At 36.2% G+C, this 16,704-nt stretch carries 13 protein-coding genes and 1 pseudogene; 1 reads left to right on the forward strand and 13 read right to left on the reverse strand.

What is annotated here, in order from left to right; translation table 11 throughout:
• Window positions 1-27: 27 nt before the first annotated feature.
• The 4 genes from dnaB to E7303_RS16845 form a co-directional block, all read right to left on the reverse strand.
• Window positions 28-1,371: a replicative DNA helicase gene (gene dnaB / locus E7303_RS16830; protein WP_292146582.1), complete on the reverse strand. Its 1,344-nt coding sequence runs from the start codon at window positions 1,369-1,371 to the stop codon at window positions 28-30.
• Window position 1,372: 1 nt separating this feature from the next.
• On the reverse strand, window positions 1,373-1,819 hold the full coding sequence (gene rplI, locus E7303_RS16835; protein WP_292146584.1) for a 50S ribosomal protein L9: 447 nt from the start codon (window positions 1,817-1,819) through the stop codon (window positions 1,373-1,375).
• 3 nt (window positions 1,820-1,822) lie between these two features.
• Complete coding sequence (locus tag E7303_RS16840) at window positions 1,823-3,874, reverse strand: DHH family phosphoesterase (RefSeq protein WP_292146586.1); 2,052 nt, start codon at window positions 3,872-3,874, stop codon at window positions 1,823-1,825.
• An 87-nt stretch (window positions 3,875-3,961) separates the two neighbouring features.
• Window positions 3,962-5,392, reverse strand: a complete 1,431-nt coding sequence (locus tag E7303_RS16845; RefSeq protein WP_103869507.1) for a sugar transferase — start codon at window positions 5,390-5,392, stop codon at window positions 3,962-3,964.
• Between the two features lie 229 nt (window positions 5,393-5,621).
• On the opposite strand from E7303_RS16845, the gene E7303_RS16850 reads away from it, so the two are divergent.
• On the forward strand, window positions 5,622-6,056 hold the full coding sequence (locus tag E7303_RS16850; RefSeq protein ID WP_292146587.1) for a hypothetical protein: 435 nt from the start codon (window positions 5,622-5,624) through the stop codon (window positions 6,054-6,056).
• A gap of 70 nt (window positions 6,057-6,126) precedes the next feature.
• Here the strand turns inward: E7303_RS16850 and E7303_RS18125 are convergent.
• The 9 genes and pseudogenes from E7303_RS18125 to E7303_RS16895 form a co-directional block, all read right to left on the reverse strand.
• Window positions 6,127-6,765 (reverse strand): annotated as a pseudogene (locus E7303_RS18125) (group II intron maturase-specific domain-containing protein); the annotation flags it as partial.
• 98 nt (window positions 6,766-6,863) lie between these two features.
• Entirely contained in the window at window positions 6,864-7,673 is an 810-nt protein-coding gene (locus E7303_RS16860) for an SDR family NAD(P)-dependent oxidoreductase (RefSeq protein WP_292146588.1), read from the reverse strand.
• A 12-nt stretch (window positions 7,674-7,685) separates the two neighbouring features.
• Entirely contained in the window at window positions 7,686-9,443 is a 1,758-nt protein-coding gene (gene menD / locus E7303_RS16865; RefSeq protein ID WP_292146591.1) for a 2-succinyl-5-enolpyruvyl-6-hydroxy-3-cyclohexene-1-carboxylic-acid synthase, read from the reverse strand.
• Between the two features lie 57 nt (window positions 9,444-9,500).
• Entirely contained in the window at window positions 9,501-11,030 is a 1,530-nt protein-coding gene (locus E7303_RS16870; protein WP_292146592.1) for a lipopolysaccharide biosynthesis protein, read from the reverse strand.
• Window positions 11,020-12,135 (reverse strand): polysaccharide pyruvyl transferase family protein, encoded by a 1,116-nt coding sequence (locus E7303_RS16875; protein ID WP_292146593.1) that lies wholly within the window; start codon window positions 12,133-12,135, stop codon window positions 11,020-11,022. Before E7303_RS16875 ends, E7303_RS16870 begins: the two co-directional genes overlap by 11 nt.
• Before the next feature lie 27 nt (window positions 12,136-12,162).
• Complete coding sequence (locus tag E7303_RS16880; RefSeq protein WP_292146594.1) at window positions 12,163-13,386, reverse strand: glycosyltransferase; 1,224 nt, start codon at window positions 13,384-13,386, stop codon at window positions 12,163-12,165.
• Window positions 13,383-14,753: an O-antigen ligase family protein gene (locus tag E7303_RS16885; RefSeq protein WP_292146595.1), complete on the reverse strand. Its 1,371-nt coding sequence runs from the start codon at window positions 14,751-14,753 to the stop codon at window positions 13,383-13,385. Before E7303_RS16885 ends, E7303_RS16880 begins: the two co-directional genes overlap by 4 nt.
• Before the next feature lie 2 nt (window positions 14,754-14,755).
• A complete protein-coding gene (locus tag E7303_RS18130; RefSeq protein ID WP_292146596.1) occupies window positions 14,756-15,361 on the reverse strand; it encodes a CatB-related O-acetyltransferase in 606 nt (201 codons plus the stop codon).
• A partial coding sequence (locus tag E7303_RS16895) for a glycosyltransferase WbsX family protein (RefSeq protein WP_292146597.1) occupies window positions 15,358-16,704 on the reverse strand: 1,347 nt, incomplete at its 5' end. The genes E7303_RS18130 and E7303_RS16895, both read right to left, overlap by 4 nt.

A 16,704-nucleotide genomic window follows, 5' to 3' on the forward strand; every position in this document is an offset into this window, starting at 1 on the left:
CAAATGGGAAGCCCTTTTTTTATGTCCTTAATGTCCTCTTTCCAAATTTGCAAACTTGGTATACTGAGGAAGCCAAAGCAGCTCAACTGTGCCGATTGGGCCGTGACGCTGTTTTGCAATAATGATCTCTGCAATACCTTTTTTCTCTGTGTCTTTATTGTAATAGTCATCTCTGTAGATGAACATTACCATATCCGCATCCTGCTCGATGGCTCCGGACTCTCGAAGGTCTGAAAGCATGGGTCTGTGGTCAGGCCTTTGCTCAACTGCTCGGGAGAGCTGTGAAAGAGCTATGACAGGGACATTGAGCTCTCTGGCAAGAGCCTTGAGAGATCTTGAAATCTCTGAAATCTCCTGCTGTCTTGATTCAGCGCTTCTTCCTGTTCCACCTGACATAAGCTGCAAGTAGTCGATCATGATAACCTGAAGATCGAACTCCATCTTATATTTACGGCACTTGGACCTGAGCTCCTGGATTGAAATGCTCGGCGTGTCGTCAATTATCAGTTTTGAAGATCCGATGACATCGGCACTCTCAATAAGTTTTTCCCAATCCATATCTGACATATTACCGGTTCTGATATGCTGAGAATCTACGTGTGATTCCATGGAAAGGAGACGGTTAACGAACTGCTCCTTTGACATTTCCAGTGAAAACATGGCAACGCACTTGTTGTCATGAAAGGCCATGTGTTCAGCTATGTTAAGAACGAAGGCTGTTTTACCCATGGCAGGTCTGGCTGCAATGAGGATAAGGTCAGAAGGCTGGAAACCTGCCGTGTTGTAGTCAAGGTCTGTAAAGCCTGTAGCGTGACCTGTAACATTGCCCTTCATCTTGCTGGCAATTTCTATTCTGTTAAGGGCATTCATTACAACCTGATCGATTGAAACGAAGTCGCCTGTATTGCGCTTTTGTGTGATCTGGAAAACATTCTTTTCAACGTCATTGAGGATGCCTTCCATGTTCTCACCGCCCGCATAGCAGTTGTTGATAGTCTCTTCACTTACGTGGATAAGTTTACGGAGTGTAGACTTATCTGCAACTATCTGCGCATAGTATTTAACGTTTGCAGAGGTAGGTACCGCAGAAACAAGCTCGCCGATGTATTCAACACTGCTCACATTCGGCGGAACATTTTTTTCACGGAGACGGTTCTGAAGTGTTACAACGTCAACCGCGCTGCCTTCTCTATTCAGTTCAACCATGGTCTCAAAGATCGTTCCCAGCTGCCTGTTATAGAAATCATCTGCTGTCACGATCTCTGCTGCTATTTCTATAGCATCTTTATCCATGAGCATCGCACCAACTACAGACTGTTCTGCTTCCAGACTGTTAGGTGCGACACGTTTTAACAGTGTCTCATCAGCCATTTTACTGTTCCTTTACGTTAACCTTTAATGTGGTTGTAACCTGTGGATGGAGTTTTACAGGAATCTCGTATGTACCAAAAGCCTTGATAGGTTCAGGCATCTGAAGTTTCTTTTTATCAATATCAAATCCAAACTGCTGCTTGGCTGCTGTAACTATTTCTTTTGAAGAAACGGATCCGAATACTCTTCCGCCCTCTCCGGCCTTCATTGTAAGCTGAACTGTTTCCTTGCTGATCCTCTCGCCATAAGCCTGAGCTTCCTCGAGAGCGTGCTGAGCATTGATGGAATCTCTTTTCTGCTGATTCTTAAGCTCATTTAAGTTTTTCTGAGTAGCTTCTACTCCAAGATTTTTAGGAAGTACGAAGTTTCTGGCATAGCCATCACTTACCTTTACAATCTGTCCTTTTTTTCCAAGAGACTTAACGTCTTCTAATAGAATAACCTGCATCTGTTATAGTTCTCCTTCGTCTATCATTTTATCTATTGTATTCTTAACAACAACCACTGCCTCTGCCGCGGATACGCCTTCCATCTGGCATCCCGCTGAGCTCATGTGGCCGCCGCCTCCAAGCTTCTCCATGACTACCTGGACATTGACTTCATCAATTGATCTGGCGCTTACATAAACCTGGTTCTGATACTCGGTACAAACAAAGCTTGCCCTGACTCCCTTGATATTAAGAAGTTCGTTGGCAGCCTGAGCCCCGATAATGGTCGGGCTCTGAATGTCGTCGTTGATAAGCACTGAAATAGCATATCTTCCGCGGTAAACCTCGGCCTGACTTACGGCATCAGCCTTGGCTTTATACTCATTGGCATCCTCTCTAAAGAGCTTTCTTACTCTTGTCACATCTGCGCCGTTTCTCCTAAGGAAAGCAGCGGCCTCAAATGTGCGGACACCTGTCTTATTCATAAAGTTATTGGTGTCGACAATCATACCGGAATAAAGAGAATCTGCCTCTTCGTTCTTTATCTTTACGTTTTCACCGATGTACTGCAGGATCTCTGAAACCATCTCGCAGGCTGATGAAGCATAGGGCTCAACATATGAAAGTGTGGCGTTCTCTATGATCTCAGTTCCCTGTCTGTGGTGATCAAGGACCACGATTGTCTTACAGAATCTCAAAAGCTCAGGGCACTCTGTAATACTGGGCTTATTAACATCAACTACAACCAGAACGGTGTTATTGCCCGCAATGTCTATAGCCTGCTGATTGTTGATGATCATGTCATCTTCATAGTCCGGATTGTTCTTAAACAGGTCAACCAAAGGCTGCATGGATGTGGTCACATCATTAAGCACGATATGGCACTTTCTGTCCAATGTCTTGGCAATCCTGTAAATACCAACAGATGAGCCAAAGCTGTCAACGTCACCGATCCTATGACCCATAACGATAACGGAGTCCTTACCGGAGATGATCTCTCGGAGGGCATGGGCCTTAACTCTGGCCTTAACCCTGGTACTCTTTTCAATCTGCTGGCTCTTTCCACCATAGTAAGAGATGTTATCCGCACTCTTAACAACCGCCTGATCACCGCCTCGTCCAAGAGCCAGATCGATGGCATTCCTTGCAAATTCGTAGTTCTGCGCATAAGACAATCCGTTAAGTCCTATACCGATGCTGAGAGTAACCGCCATCTCATTGCCGATGTTAACTGTCTTAACATCCTCTAAGAGGTCAAATCTCTGCTCCTTAAGCATCTCGCATGATTTTTTAGGCATTACTATGAAGTATTTGTCTTTCTCTATCTTTTTTGCAATACCATTGCAGGACGCAATGTACTTGTTTATCTTTCTATCGATAAGAGCTGTCAAAAGAGATCTTCTTACTTCCTCGACACTATCAAGGGCCTCCTCGTAGTTATCGAGGTAGATAAGGCCTGCTGCCAGTGACTGGTTGTCAACTTCCTGAATAGCCAGCTTCAATGCTGTCTCATCGAACATGTAAATAGCAATAAGGCTTCCCTCATAGTTTTTGGCATCGATGATATCACTGTTGTCCGCCATCTCCTTAAGGGAAATTCTCTTCATCTTTATAGTGTAGTTACTGTTTTCATACTCTATTTCATAGGAAACTTCGTCGTATCCTGCAGGGAATTTATCCTGAGTAATACTTGGGAAAAGAGCTGTGATATTCTTCCTGAATCCCTTATCCTGATGAACTATTCTCTCAAAAGCTATGTTGGACCAGACAACTTTTCCTGAATCATCTAGAACTGCATGAGCAAGGTCCAGCTCTCTTAAAAGCTTTTTCTGGATCTGTCCGTACTGCGTAGCAAAGCTCACAAGCTCATTCATAATGATGGGCTTGTTGTAGAAATTCAGATAAATAACCGCCACAAAATAAAGGCCTGTAAATGCAAGGAGTATCAGTCCTGCCGTGAAATCCACGGTAAACACACCGATGTTTACCACAAGAAGCAGAAATCCAAGAAATGTAAAGACACTAAGATATGTTTTTAACTTACCTTTTAACTTAATTCTATTCTTATTAGACATATAATTGTCCTCTTCCCCAACTTTATGGCCATTCTCCCCATTAGTATACCATATTCTATAGGATTGGGGGTAATAAAGAAAAGGTGCTTATTTAGCACCTTTTCCGAATAATACTACCAGCGCTGTCTGCGCCAAAATTTTAAAATCTTCCAGTAGATTCCAGTTATCAATATACTTAAGATCAAGCCTGACCACTTCGTCGAAGTCCTCGATATCACTTCGGCCACTTATCTGCCAAAGGCCGGTAAGTCCCGGTGTCATGGAGATTCTTCTTCTGTAGTGCTCGTTGTACTGCTCAAACTCTGCTTCTGTGGGTGGTCTTGTCCCCACAAGGCTCATATCGCCCTTTAAGACATTTAAGAACTGCGGGAATTCATCAAGGCTCGTCTTTCTGATAAAGGCTCCAACCTTTGTTATTCTCGGGTCATTTTTCATCTTGAACATGAGACCTGACATCTCATTCTGATCCATCAGCTCTTTCTTGCGCTCTTCAGCATCGATGTACATGGATCTGAATTTATAGATTTTGAATCTTCTGCCGTTTTTACCTATTCTGGTCTGGGAAAAGAAAACCGGCCCCGGAGAGTCAAGCTTAATAGCAGGAGCAAGGAAAAGAGTTATGATTCCGGTAAGTACCAGTCCCACAAGGCCTCCCAGTATATCCACAAGTCTTTTTACCCAGAGCCATCTGTAGCTGTCCTTAGCCATGGTGTAGGTGATAACTGAGTAGCCATTATAGTCGCCGACCTTGGCTGTTCCCATTCCTCCATCCGGAAGTTCCAGATTGTAATGCACTGTAACGCCCATCTCTTCAAAGCCCATGATAATGTCCTGCATGTCTTTCTGAGGGATGTTGGGCGTATTGATGAACACTTCATCAAAAGGATCTGTGATAAGTCTTCCCGTAAGATTGTCTATTCCTTCATGGATGTGAACACCGTCGATGTACCATTTAGGATCCTTTGAGTCGGTATCTCTTTTGTCTGTGCAATAGGCTCTTATGACCTTGTACCCAAGGTTCATGTTCTCCTTGGTAAATCTCCTGATCGTCTCTTCCATGAGGTTTCGCTCAGCCACCACGACTACTCTGACCGCATTAGCTTCATTGGACAGGTACATCTTGAAATAAGTTTTGAAAAGAACTCTCACAACAAACATAGAGAGAATGACCATCCAAAGGAAATTGGAGATCACAAAACGTGACAAAATATCAGACCATTTCAGGAAATAAACTATAACAAGTGTAATTATCAGCATCATGGAGTTAAACCTGATAACCGCCATGAGCTCTAATAAACTTCCTCTTGTAATGTAATCTTTGTTTGAATCCCACAAAAAGGCATGAACAGTGCAGATCAGCAACATGATAATACAAACCATGTAGTGCAGCGTCTTGTCTCCCCAGTCATTATTGCTGCTGTACCTTATGTGCGTCGCCATCAGGTAACTCAGTATTATGCATATTACATCAATTCCCCATAAAAAATGTGTCTGTAATACCTGATATTTTTTGTTCATACACACTCTTCCCCTTTTAAATCTATATAATAATCTTATGTGAATCTTAAGAATTTTCAATGGTAAATCTTATCTTCCCAAAAGGCTTAGATACTACAACACCCTCTCAGATAGCAGGCTTCTGGAATCTGGCAAGAGTTATGATACTCTCCCAAACTTTATATCAGTAACTATTCTATCTTATGATCCATTCAATGCCGGTGATATTTACTATGAAACCAAGTCAGTCTTGAAGACTCATCCAAACATTCCCTATGAGGACGGAATCACTCATATCTATCTTTATTGCAACGGCAAGATCAACGATGACCTAGATGCATCACATGGTAAAAGACTTATGGAAGTGCTAAAATATATCGTATCAGGAGAGAAAATCTCTTCTGAAAACCAACAAGTTAATGACCTCGAAAAAGTTGTTTCTAAAATCAAGAAAAGACCGGAGGTAACCAAAAAATATATGCAACAATGGGATAGAGAACGCCATTTAGTTATGGATACCAAAAAGGATGATGCAATATCAGCCATCATTTTCAACAGAAAGCATGGCATCTCTGATGAAGAAACTAAAGCTTACATTATCAACGAGCTTGGACTTTCAGAATCATGTGCTGATGAGCTCTTCGCACAAGTAGATGCTGAAGCAGTAGGACCAAATACTAAATAGAGTAGAAAGCGGTGACTAACCGCCGACCTCTCGTAGCACCGTACACACCGTTCGGTATACGGCACTTTCACTAGTTGATGTGCACGAACTGATAAACAATGGCAAAATCATAGAAGCCACTGTTTATCAGTCTTTTTTGATAGAGAACAATTAACTGTGCCCGTGCCAGACATAACCCAATAGCACCTACGACTATTAGCCGCCATATGTGCATAGTATACCGGAATGCCCAGTCTAATAAGATTTTTCCTCTTTGTTCTTGGTTCCTTCCATTGTTTCCATATGCACATACGTAATCTGTGATAGAGCCATCCGTTGATATCATCGACGTTGCTCTTCATGCTTGCTATACCGTAGTAGTTAAGCCATCCTCTAGCATATACCTTGATTTTCTCAAGGCTCGGCTTGATGGAATACACAGACTTACGGTAATATAAATCTTTCAGTTTTGACTTGAACTTCTTCCATGCTTTGCATGAACTCTGCCCAAAATGCCACTTCCGTTCCTTCCCAATGAAAAGCCAAGGAATTTAATATTTCGGATAGCAAACACGCTGACAGTACGACTTTTCTCTCGGTTGACTGTTAACTTCAGTTTCTCTTCGAGATATCTGGTACTGCTTTCCAAGAGCCTTTCTAATGCACTTTTGTTTTTCACATGTAGAACAATGTCATCTACATATCTTATACATGGTACATGACTGCAATGAATCCACAGATGATCTATGTGGTATTTAGGATTCAATGATGCAACTTTGTATATTTCAATTATGCAACAAAGAGTACATAGTCTTTTATTATCAGGAATCATTTATCAGTACAGATTGTCCCAGATCCACCTGAAATATAATATGTATCTCCGACTATCATGTTTCCAGCATCACTTATCATAATTATTGCAAGGTTTGCTATCTCTTCTGGTGTGGACATCCTCCCGGACGGGTTACATTCCCATTTTATATCAATGTCAGATTCACGATTTAACATTTTAGTTGCGACAGGTCCCGGTGCTATGCTATTGACGACAATTCCATGACTAATCAGTTTATCAGCAAAGCCTAACGTTAGTGATTTAACTGCAGCTTTAGATATCTCATAGGGAGTCCACCCCGGCTTTGCACTTGATGCAGAGCCAATAGTTAGAATATGTCCATGTCTTTTATTGCTTATCAGGTAATTAGAAAACGCTTGACATATAAAATACATTCCCTTTAAATTTACATTCATAACAGAATCAAATGTTTCTTCTGTTACTGAGCCAAAAGCATCCGCTCCATGAATCCCCGCCGAATACACCAAGATATCCAATGGCCCATAAATCCTTACAATCTCTTCTAGATTTTGATCGATCGTATCAATTCTGTTAACATCCAACATGTATATATCACAGTTTATTCTTGATGATATTTCTTGCAAAGTTTGATTTTTGGTTCCTGTTACTATCACAGATGCGCCACTCTTTATACACTTTTCAGCAATCGCTGATCCTATACCACCACTACCGCCTACAATTAGCACTCTTTTCCCTGATAAAATACTATCAGAGGTTACCACAACTTTTTCAGGAACAATTATAGTTTTTTGAATTTTATTTTTTAAATAACTCTTTATGGACATACAATCACCATATTACTCTTTAATTACATTGATTATTTTTTTAGCTTTGTCTATCTGCTTCTCAGACAAGACTGCCTTAATAGTCTGTTTCAATGCACTAGTTTTTGGAGCAAAACTGTTTTCTGCATATATTTTTTTTGTCAGCTCAGCATCCCTTTCCATATCAGTAAATACCTCAACAAAAACAGGCTTATCACTATCAGCAACTAATACAGATATTATATTATCGAATTCCTCTTTATTAGAAGCAGAAAAATACTGATATCCTAGTGACTCTATCCAACCTTTTGCTGTTTCATGATGTTCCGCACATATGTTTCTATTTAAAGTTGGAATTCGTTCCTTTCCCATAAAAAACTGAAATTCTGATCCACCGCCATTATTAAGCATGACAATTCTTATATTTTTTTTCTTTCCGCGAATCCTTGTAGCATTCATGTCATAGAAGAAACTTAAATCGCCGACTACTAAAAAAGATAATTTGTCTGTTGCTGCTGCTTGCCCCATGAAAGTTGAAACGCATCCGTCAATTCCCAACGCTCCTACATTGCTATATGTTCTTATCTCTGAATTAATTTCATAAAACTGCATTATTCTGGTACTATTCAATATTGCCAAATGAAGTATGGAGTTATTCGGTATAGCTTCCGCTAATCTCTTGGCAACATAAATATTCGAGAAGCTATATTCTGGTATTTTAATTTGTTTCTTCATTCCCAACCAAAGATTATAGTAATCCTTATGTGATACGTCCTTTATATTTTTAGTCATATACTTTAAAAAAAACAGCAAATCGCACTCAAATATAGTGGTCAATGATTTATATGCATCCCTGACCTCACCATTCAAAGATATCAACCAATTAGTGCATTCTTTATAATGTCTCCTGAGAAAGGGTTTCAAATTATATGCAGAAAGATTATTACCTATTGAAATAACTAATTCAGGAACAAGTCCATCAAGTACCCTATCATCAATCATTTCAGTAACTGAATATGTATTAATACATCCATTAATGTTTAAGTTTGAAAGGTGTTCCGTAGCGAATACACATCCAAATAAATTATGGAATGTCTCCATATAACACAATGTTTCTTCATCAAATTCAACGTTTTGTCCTACAACAAACAATATTCTATTATATTTCTTTAATTCTTGCTTATAGAATTCCCAAGCATTGTTGCTTGATGATCTGTCAATAAGAGTAATACATCTTTCTTTTTTGGTACTTGTACCACTATAAATATCAGTTCTCCCAACTATAGGTATATTGATGTGAACCGGGCATTTTCCATGATGATCTATCTCAATGAGTGCCTCATTAACTAGCCTATTGCAAAGCCACTCGTCTTCTTCGCAATGTATCAATGGCAAATTCACGCTCTTCTTTACGACACCATCAAAAATATGTGTTTGCTCAATCTTTTGTGTCTCTAATTGCCCCTGAAAATTAGGATTCTTATCTGCTGTAATTGCAACAATCGGTACTGATTGATAATAAGCTTCTGTAATTCCCGGAAGATAATTACATACAGCAGTACCGGAAGTGCATACGCACGCTACAGGTTCCTTCGATTCCTGTGAAAGTCCCATAGCAAAATAAGCCGCACTACGTTCATCCACAACAGAATAGCATTCAAAGTAGCTATCCGTTTCGACTGAATGAATAATTGGAATATCACTGCCTCCTGGTGATAATACTACTTTTCGAATAGATTTTTGCTTTAATAAATCGATTAGTATTTGAACGCTTCTAATATTTGAAATCATACTTTTTCCTTACGTTTGCTTAATTTTCAATAAAAAACAAATGTTCTTACTACTTTTTTACATACAATTTTTTTTCAAAAATTTTTTTACTAGATTCAAAGATAAATAATACTGTTCATCCTTGTTTAAAAGTATCCAAAGAATTGTATTTGACACCAAAAGGCTAACAATTAGCTTAACAATTATTCCAATCAAACTATTAAACCGAACAAATTGACACGCTCCATAAGCACAAATAATAGAAAAAATACCTGCCAATAATAATTTAAAATAATACAATAAATAATCGCTTAACTGCCTATCAAAAACAACCTTAAATAGATTATGTAGCAACCATGGAGACCCCAAAAAAGCCAAACTAATGACTGTCGAAAGAATTACACCATATAATCCAAATTTCGAAACAGATAATAGATTCAGAGCAAGATTAACAATTGCAGTGACTAACGGACGAAATCTATCTTCATGCCACATTCCAGCACCATCTTTATATAAACAGAACATCTGATTATTACATATAACAACAAAGTTAATTACTATGCAAATTACAATGCTAAAACTTATAAGATTACTCTCTCCAACCCAAAATCGTATAAAATCCTGAAATAAACATGTCATACAAGAAGCACAAATACAAACCACCCATTCGGTAATAAATGTCAACCTTTTAAAATCTGAAAAGATTTTATCTTTGGAGTCCAGCGCGATACTATTTCCCACTCCTCCCAAGCTCGATGTAAACAATATATTCACAAACATAAAGACACTATTCATGACGTAATAGTAATTATTATACTTGCCTAGCAGCGTCAAGCCTAAGAATGCCGATATAACAACTGCATCTGCTGAATTTTGTATTGTTCCGCCAACTCTGGCAGTAAACAAATCCATGACCTTCTTTGTAATACTTTTTTTGATATCCGGACTAACTTCACCTCTTGCAGAATACTGTGGGTACATTTTTTTTGCCAAACTATTAATAATTAAATTGTTCAGCAGTTGTCCTAAAATAGAGGCTATCAAATACAAATAGTAGTTTTTCCACGCCAATAATAATAGAATCTGCAGAACATACGTTATAGAACAGGACAATATTGAAACTTTACTTATTACATCATCTCTCTGATGAGCAATAAAAACACTGTTTCTATAAGCAAACAGCCAATATGTCATCACAGTATTTATAAGATTTAGCCAGTATAATTTTGTTATATTTAAGGGAATTGATGACTGATCAGCAATAAGTTGAGGAATAATTGGAGTAATTGCCAAACCTATAACTGCGATGAATAATCCTATACACCTATAATAGATTTTATACAAATGCAATAATTGGCAAATTGTATCTGTATCATCTTCTGCAATGGGTTTATACATGCTAAAAACCATTGCTGTTCCTACGCCCAACTCTGTCATATTAAGCACTTGCAATATTGATGTAAAAAGACTATTCAATCCTACATATTGTACGCCAAGTAAATATATCATTATAGTACGGATTGCAAAAGGCCATACAATTTGATATATTCTCAGAATTCCTCCAAACTTTACATTTCTAATTGCATTTTTTGTTCTACTAATTTTCATTTTCTATAATTCTTTTCAATTTTGAATAATATTGTCTCTCAAAATAGTTCGGCAATTGTCGATACTCAAAGTCGTTATATATTGTTTCTGCAATATTACAAGCCTCGTCAAGCGATCTTGCTACGGTAACATATGAATCATATATCTCTTCAAACCATTTTGCCCCTGTAACTACTTTATGATCATTGGTTTTTAAGATTATTACCGGAGTATTCGAAATAAGCGAAAAAATAGTTCCATGATACCTGTCAGTGATAATTACTTTATATTTAGAAAAATTAGTAATTATTTCATCAAAATATTTAGAAAAGTTTTTCTTTAATTCACCAAATGGCACATAAGATTCAGTATCTGTACAATCAACCAACATACCGCTTGATTCCAATCGTCTTTTTAATTCGCAAATCTGCTCATCACTATAGTATTTTTCTAAGTCATTTCGCATACATAGCAATATGCCATTTCTTTCATTTGTCAGTTTTTTTCTTCCAATTAGGCTTGTAACAATATCCGGATATAATTGGATTCTAGTCGTATTCATATATTCCTTTGCAATTGCATATGAAATATCATCTCTTGCTAGGAAAAGTACGTTTGAATTGCTATCAAAAACAGCCCCCGATTCCTTGCCCTCTGAATCTTTTATAAAGTTTACTGTCTGTGGAAAAAAAACAATCTTATTATCTTTAAATTCCAGCACCATTTTCTTATGAATCGAATGATCCGGATGAATATCGTGTGTAGTATAACCGCTTTGAAAGACAAAAATATCTCCCTTCTTTGCGGATTTTTTCATTTTTTTTAATATCATCCGATTGTTTAATATTCTAGTCGGTAATTCTATCAAATTATAATTTTCGTAATTACTATGAATCCATTTTTTTATACAATAATATTGAGCTAAATCTCCCATATTCTTATGTTCAGGCACACAACAATAATAAATATTATTCTTATTGCTACTTACTTTATTTAAAGCAACTAATCCGTCACTATAATTTCTTATACTGATAACTGTCATTTTGATTGCTTTAAACGGGAAATATATAACAATAGTAATAAAATACAATAGTTTATTCTGCTTTATTCTTTCTCTTAAATTCATATCTTCCTTTTCTTTTACTATAACGCGCTAAATATTTGATTTGACGATAACATCTGTATAAATATCTTCTAGAACATTTGATATAAACTCTGGACTATGACGTTTGTGAGATATTGTATACTCGTTTTTGGATAGTTTTATCATTAATTCTTTATCGCTATAAAGATCAACTAAAATGTATGCTAACGTTTGAAATTCATTATATGGATACAAAATGCCACTCTCTCCATCATCAACCAACTGTGGTATTCCTCCCACATTTGCTGCTACAACAGGACATCCTATCAATTGTGCTTCGCACAATGAATTTGGAGAATTATCTATAACTGCTGGATGAACATATATGTCCGAATCTACTAACTGTTCTACTACATTATTTGCATCAATCATTCCTAGTAATTTAATATTGACATCTCTATGATTAATCTTGGTTTTCTTCTCAAACAATTGAAATATATTTCTTTTACCGGCTACTTTCCACTCAAAATCAACTTTAAGCACTTCTTTCAGAAATTTTGCTGTTCTAAGAATAATTTCATTACCTTTCAATGAATTAGCTTGCGAAATTGTAACTATCGACATCCTTTGTCTACGAATATAGTTCCATGTTTTAGAAGCATTATATATTTGTGGTCTTATAGCTTCAGGACAATAATAGTAAATAGAATCGGGGCTATAGTATTTAACAATATTACTATCCCATTTGGTTCGTCCCATATAATATCGATTAATGCGCATAATATGGCGTTCCATCTGCATCTTTATTGCATTCTCTTTACGATTTACCAACCACTTAAGGATCATATCAAATCTTAATCCATACACATACCTTGCATCATTTTCATCAAAAACCAGAGACTCCATTTCTATATATGTATTCAAAAAACCTTGCATATGTAGTACAACAGGTATTTCTATATCGTTTGTAATCAATCCATATGGCCATTCTGAACCAAAACAATGTATAATATCCGGTTTAAAATCTTCTATAACTCTCAGCATTTTATTTCTAAGTTTTTTCCATTTTTTATATGGATTAAGCTTATACACTTTTCTTTTATTAATATGAATAGGATAATAATCCACACCGTCTTTATTTATTTTGAAAATTTGATCTTCGTGTTCGAACATTATGCCTAGTTCAATATTTTTATTATAATTACATACAATTTGCTCTAAAGCCCCTATCCAACCGCCAACTTTTGATTCATCATATAATGCAGGAACAACCGCCAGCCACAATACTCTCATCTATTTCTCTCCAAATATTTGTAATATCTATAATACAAATTAATATAACTGATAAATAAGGCCGTTAATATCCAAAACAGCCTTGAAGTGCCTGAAATATCAACCGATAAATACCCTATGAACATTACCAAATATGCATTTCTGAATATATACATTGTATTATTAAAAGAATTATTTTTTTTACTTACACATTTTTTCAAAATAGTTCCAAATAGTACACCATATGCAACCAACCCCATCAAACCAAAATTACAAAAAATCTCAATATATCCAACATCGTAAGTATCTGTAACGTACCACTGTTTACTCTGAGAATTAAAGTATTGAATCATACCTCTGCTTTGAGCATTAGCTCCCATTCCAAAAATCGGGTTACTTTTCAGCACATAATAAACACCTGATAATTGATCTGTTCTGGAACGTAAGCCATTAACATTCATTCCATATCCAGCAATTACATTATCACTAGTCCCAAAGAATGCATAATGAAGTGATAAAGCAATATTGAGAATATAATCCAAAACACTTGGAACAATAATTATTGTAAATGATAAAGCACTTATCATAATCACTAAATAATATAACGTTTTCTTTTGAAAGCTTTTAGTATAATGCCTTTTTTGAAAAAACCAAATAAAAAAGACAAATAAAAAAGCGATCATAGATCCTCTGGAATTACATAGTATAAGTGCAATAAAATCGACAATAAAGCAAAAGGACAACAATATTCTTTTCTTGCCGTGCGCTTCATCTATAACAGATAGAATAATCGAACACATAACTGCATTATATAGTCCATAATGTACAGCATGATCAAAACCTGCTTGAGGCCTTAGCAGACCCATTCGAACAAAATCCATTATAACGAGAGATCTATTTACAGTACTTAAAACCAGAAATGGATTAATACCCAAAAAAACGCCAATGATACTTATAATTCCTACAACCAATGAACTATAGATAATTATTTCAATAAACCTTAATAGTGTACTATAACTTCGTATTAAGTGAACAATTAACCATGTTAGTAATACTCCTTCAAAAAGAACAACAAATAAATCCTTTATCGCCTCTGACCCTGCTGTATAAATACCTACTAAATCGCATGTAATAATCAACGAAAAAAAACACAGCAATGCCTTTTTTAGCGATTTATCATAACTGATTTTTCTATAGATTTTCCCTTTTTTGGCAATATAATATGTAAAAAAAAGAATGAGAATTAGTATTCTTCCACCCGTTAGCAAAGGCAAACTATTTGATATCTCAAACGCAAAATAACTCGGTAAAATTATATAAAAAGCAGCAAATAAACCAAGAACTATCTTAACTAAATTTCTATCCTCATTCGTCCTTATTTCATTCATAGTTAATCATCCAACCATACTAAATCCGTAGTACACTTGACAGGTGTGTACCATTGCTTTAAATCTTTTTTTATCTTCTCATTATCAAGCAAAGAATAATCTATTTTCATTAATCTATTAATTATTGAATCGTCAAATCGGTTCTTTATTATCTTTGCAGGGTTTCCCCCAACAATTGCATATGGTGGAACGTCATGTGTCACTATCGCACCTGCTGCTATCACTGCACCTTGCCCAATATGTATCCCCGATAAGATTATGGCTCTTGCTCCAATCCAAACATCATCTTCAATAATAATATTTCCTTTTGATACCGCCTCATTATTTTCTCCAAAACATTTTACAGAAAACGGAAATGTAGAAGGCAAGTCCATCCTGTGATCAGAAGACAATAAAAACAATACTTCAGGACCAATAGAACAATAATTACCAATTCTAAGATAATAATTACTGCTGAAGGCTGACACGTATATTTCTCCATATGTCATCTTTCCAACAGTAACTAAGTTCATGTCAAATATATTAGCAGGAAATGTCCCATTATGATGATTATGCTTCCTCCACTTTTTTTTAAAAGCATACATTTTAATTATATCTACTGCACTCATCTCGTCTCTTGTAAAGCCTCCCAGGTTGCTTGCAGATATGCATATCCCATATAATCATCTGGTTCGAGATATGCCCCTTCTCCCCACTCATTCCAAGCGTTAATAAAAATCATTTTATCATCAAGAATGTCATTAGCAGTTACTTTATTGATAATATCAATCAACCATTTTTTATATAGCTCAGGCGTAGAGCCTTCAAAGATGATGGCTCTACTATTTCTTCTAGGAGTATTATCCCAAGCGGGCATAACTGCAGAATACACTTTTTTTCTTTTGTTTTCCTTAATTTCATATCTATAATTATTAACCATGTCGGCATAATCATAAATGCGACCAGAGAAATCCTTTCTTATAATTGATAATTGGTCATTGATCATTTTGCAATTATGCTCTATTTGTTTAGGTTGAAATTCCGACTCAGCGTCAAATCCCACTTTACACCAGTCAGTACTTACATCCTTCTCTTGTACTGCAATCAAGTATAAATTTTTTCCACATTTTTGTTTTACTCGTTTTCTCCAATAATCTAAGACCACCTCGGGATTAGGAATATTAGCCGGTCGATAAACAGAAAGTACAACTTTTTCACCAATCTTATAATATCTAGGATCATCAAAATCATTAATAATTGAGTCAATAAATCTTTTATAATTATCTTCTGTATGAGTAATTTTAATTAAAATATCTGAATCTGTTCCTGAAAATCGCTTTGTCCAGTTCTCATTAGCCCAACAATAAAAAAACTTCATCTCTAACTCCTTCGAATTTAAAAACAAATTCAAAGGTGATTCCAACAATCTTTCTCCATTATCAAACCAATAATAATAGAAACAAAAAGCACTAACACCGTAATTCTTAGCCATTTCTATCTGTCTTTGCAGATTATCTTTTATTCTTAAATCATAGTATCCCAATTCCCCTGGTTTGCGTGGCTGATTATGTCCAATATATTGTGGAATAGCTTGATTAACATTGTTCCACTCTGTTGTACCTTTTCCCCACCATTCATCGTTATGCTTATTAGGATGAAATTGTGTAAGATAATATGCAACTAATACAGTTTTATAATCCTCGGATTTGTGTTGACAATATTCTTTATAATATTTTGACGTTCTTTTATAAAGACTTAAAACATATTTTGAATACTCGAAGCACTTTGTTCGATCTGAATCAACTATCATGATGTTTTTTTCATCGGCTGCTTTTTCTTTTTCCAATATTCGCTCAAATCTCTTCTGCGCTATTTTATTCTTTACCCCACTACTTAATGGAAGCTTCCAAAATATTTTTTTCAACAACTCTTTCATATACCGTTCCTCTGGCAAAAGTAAAGACCTCACTAG

This window comes from Butyrivibrio sp. (genome assembly GCF_015056685.1).
Classification (GTDB): Bacteria; Bacillota; Clostridia; order Lachnospirales; family Lachnospiraceae; genus Butyrivibrio.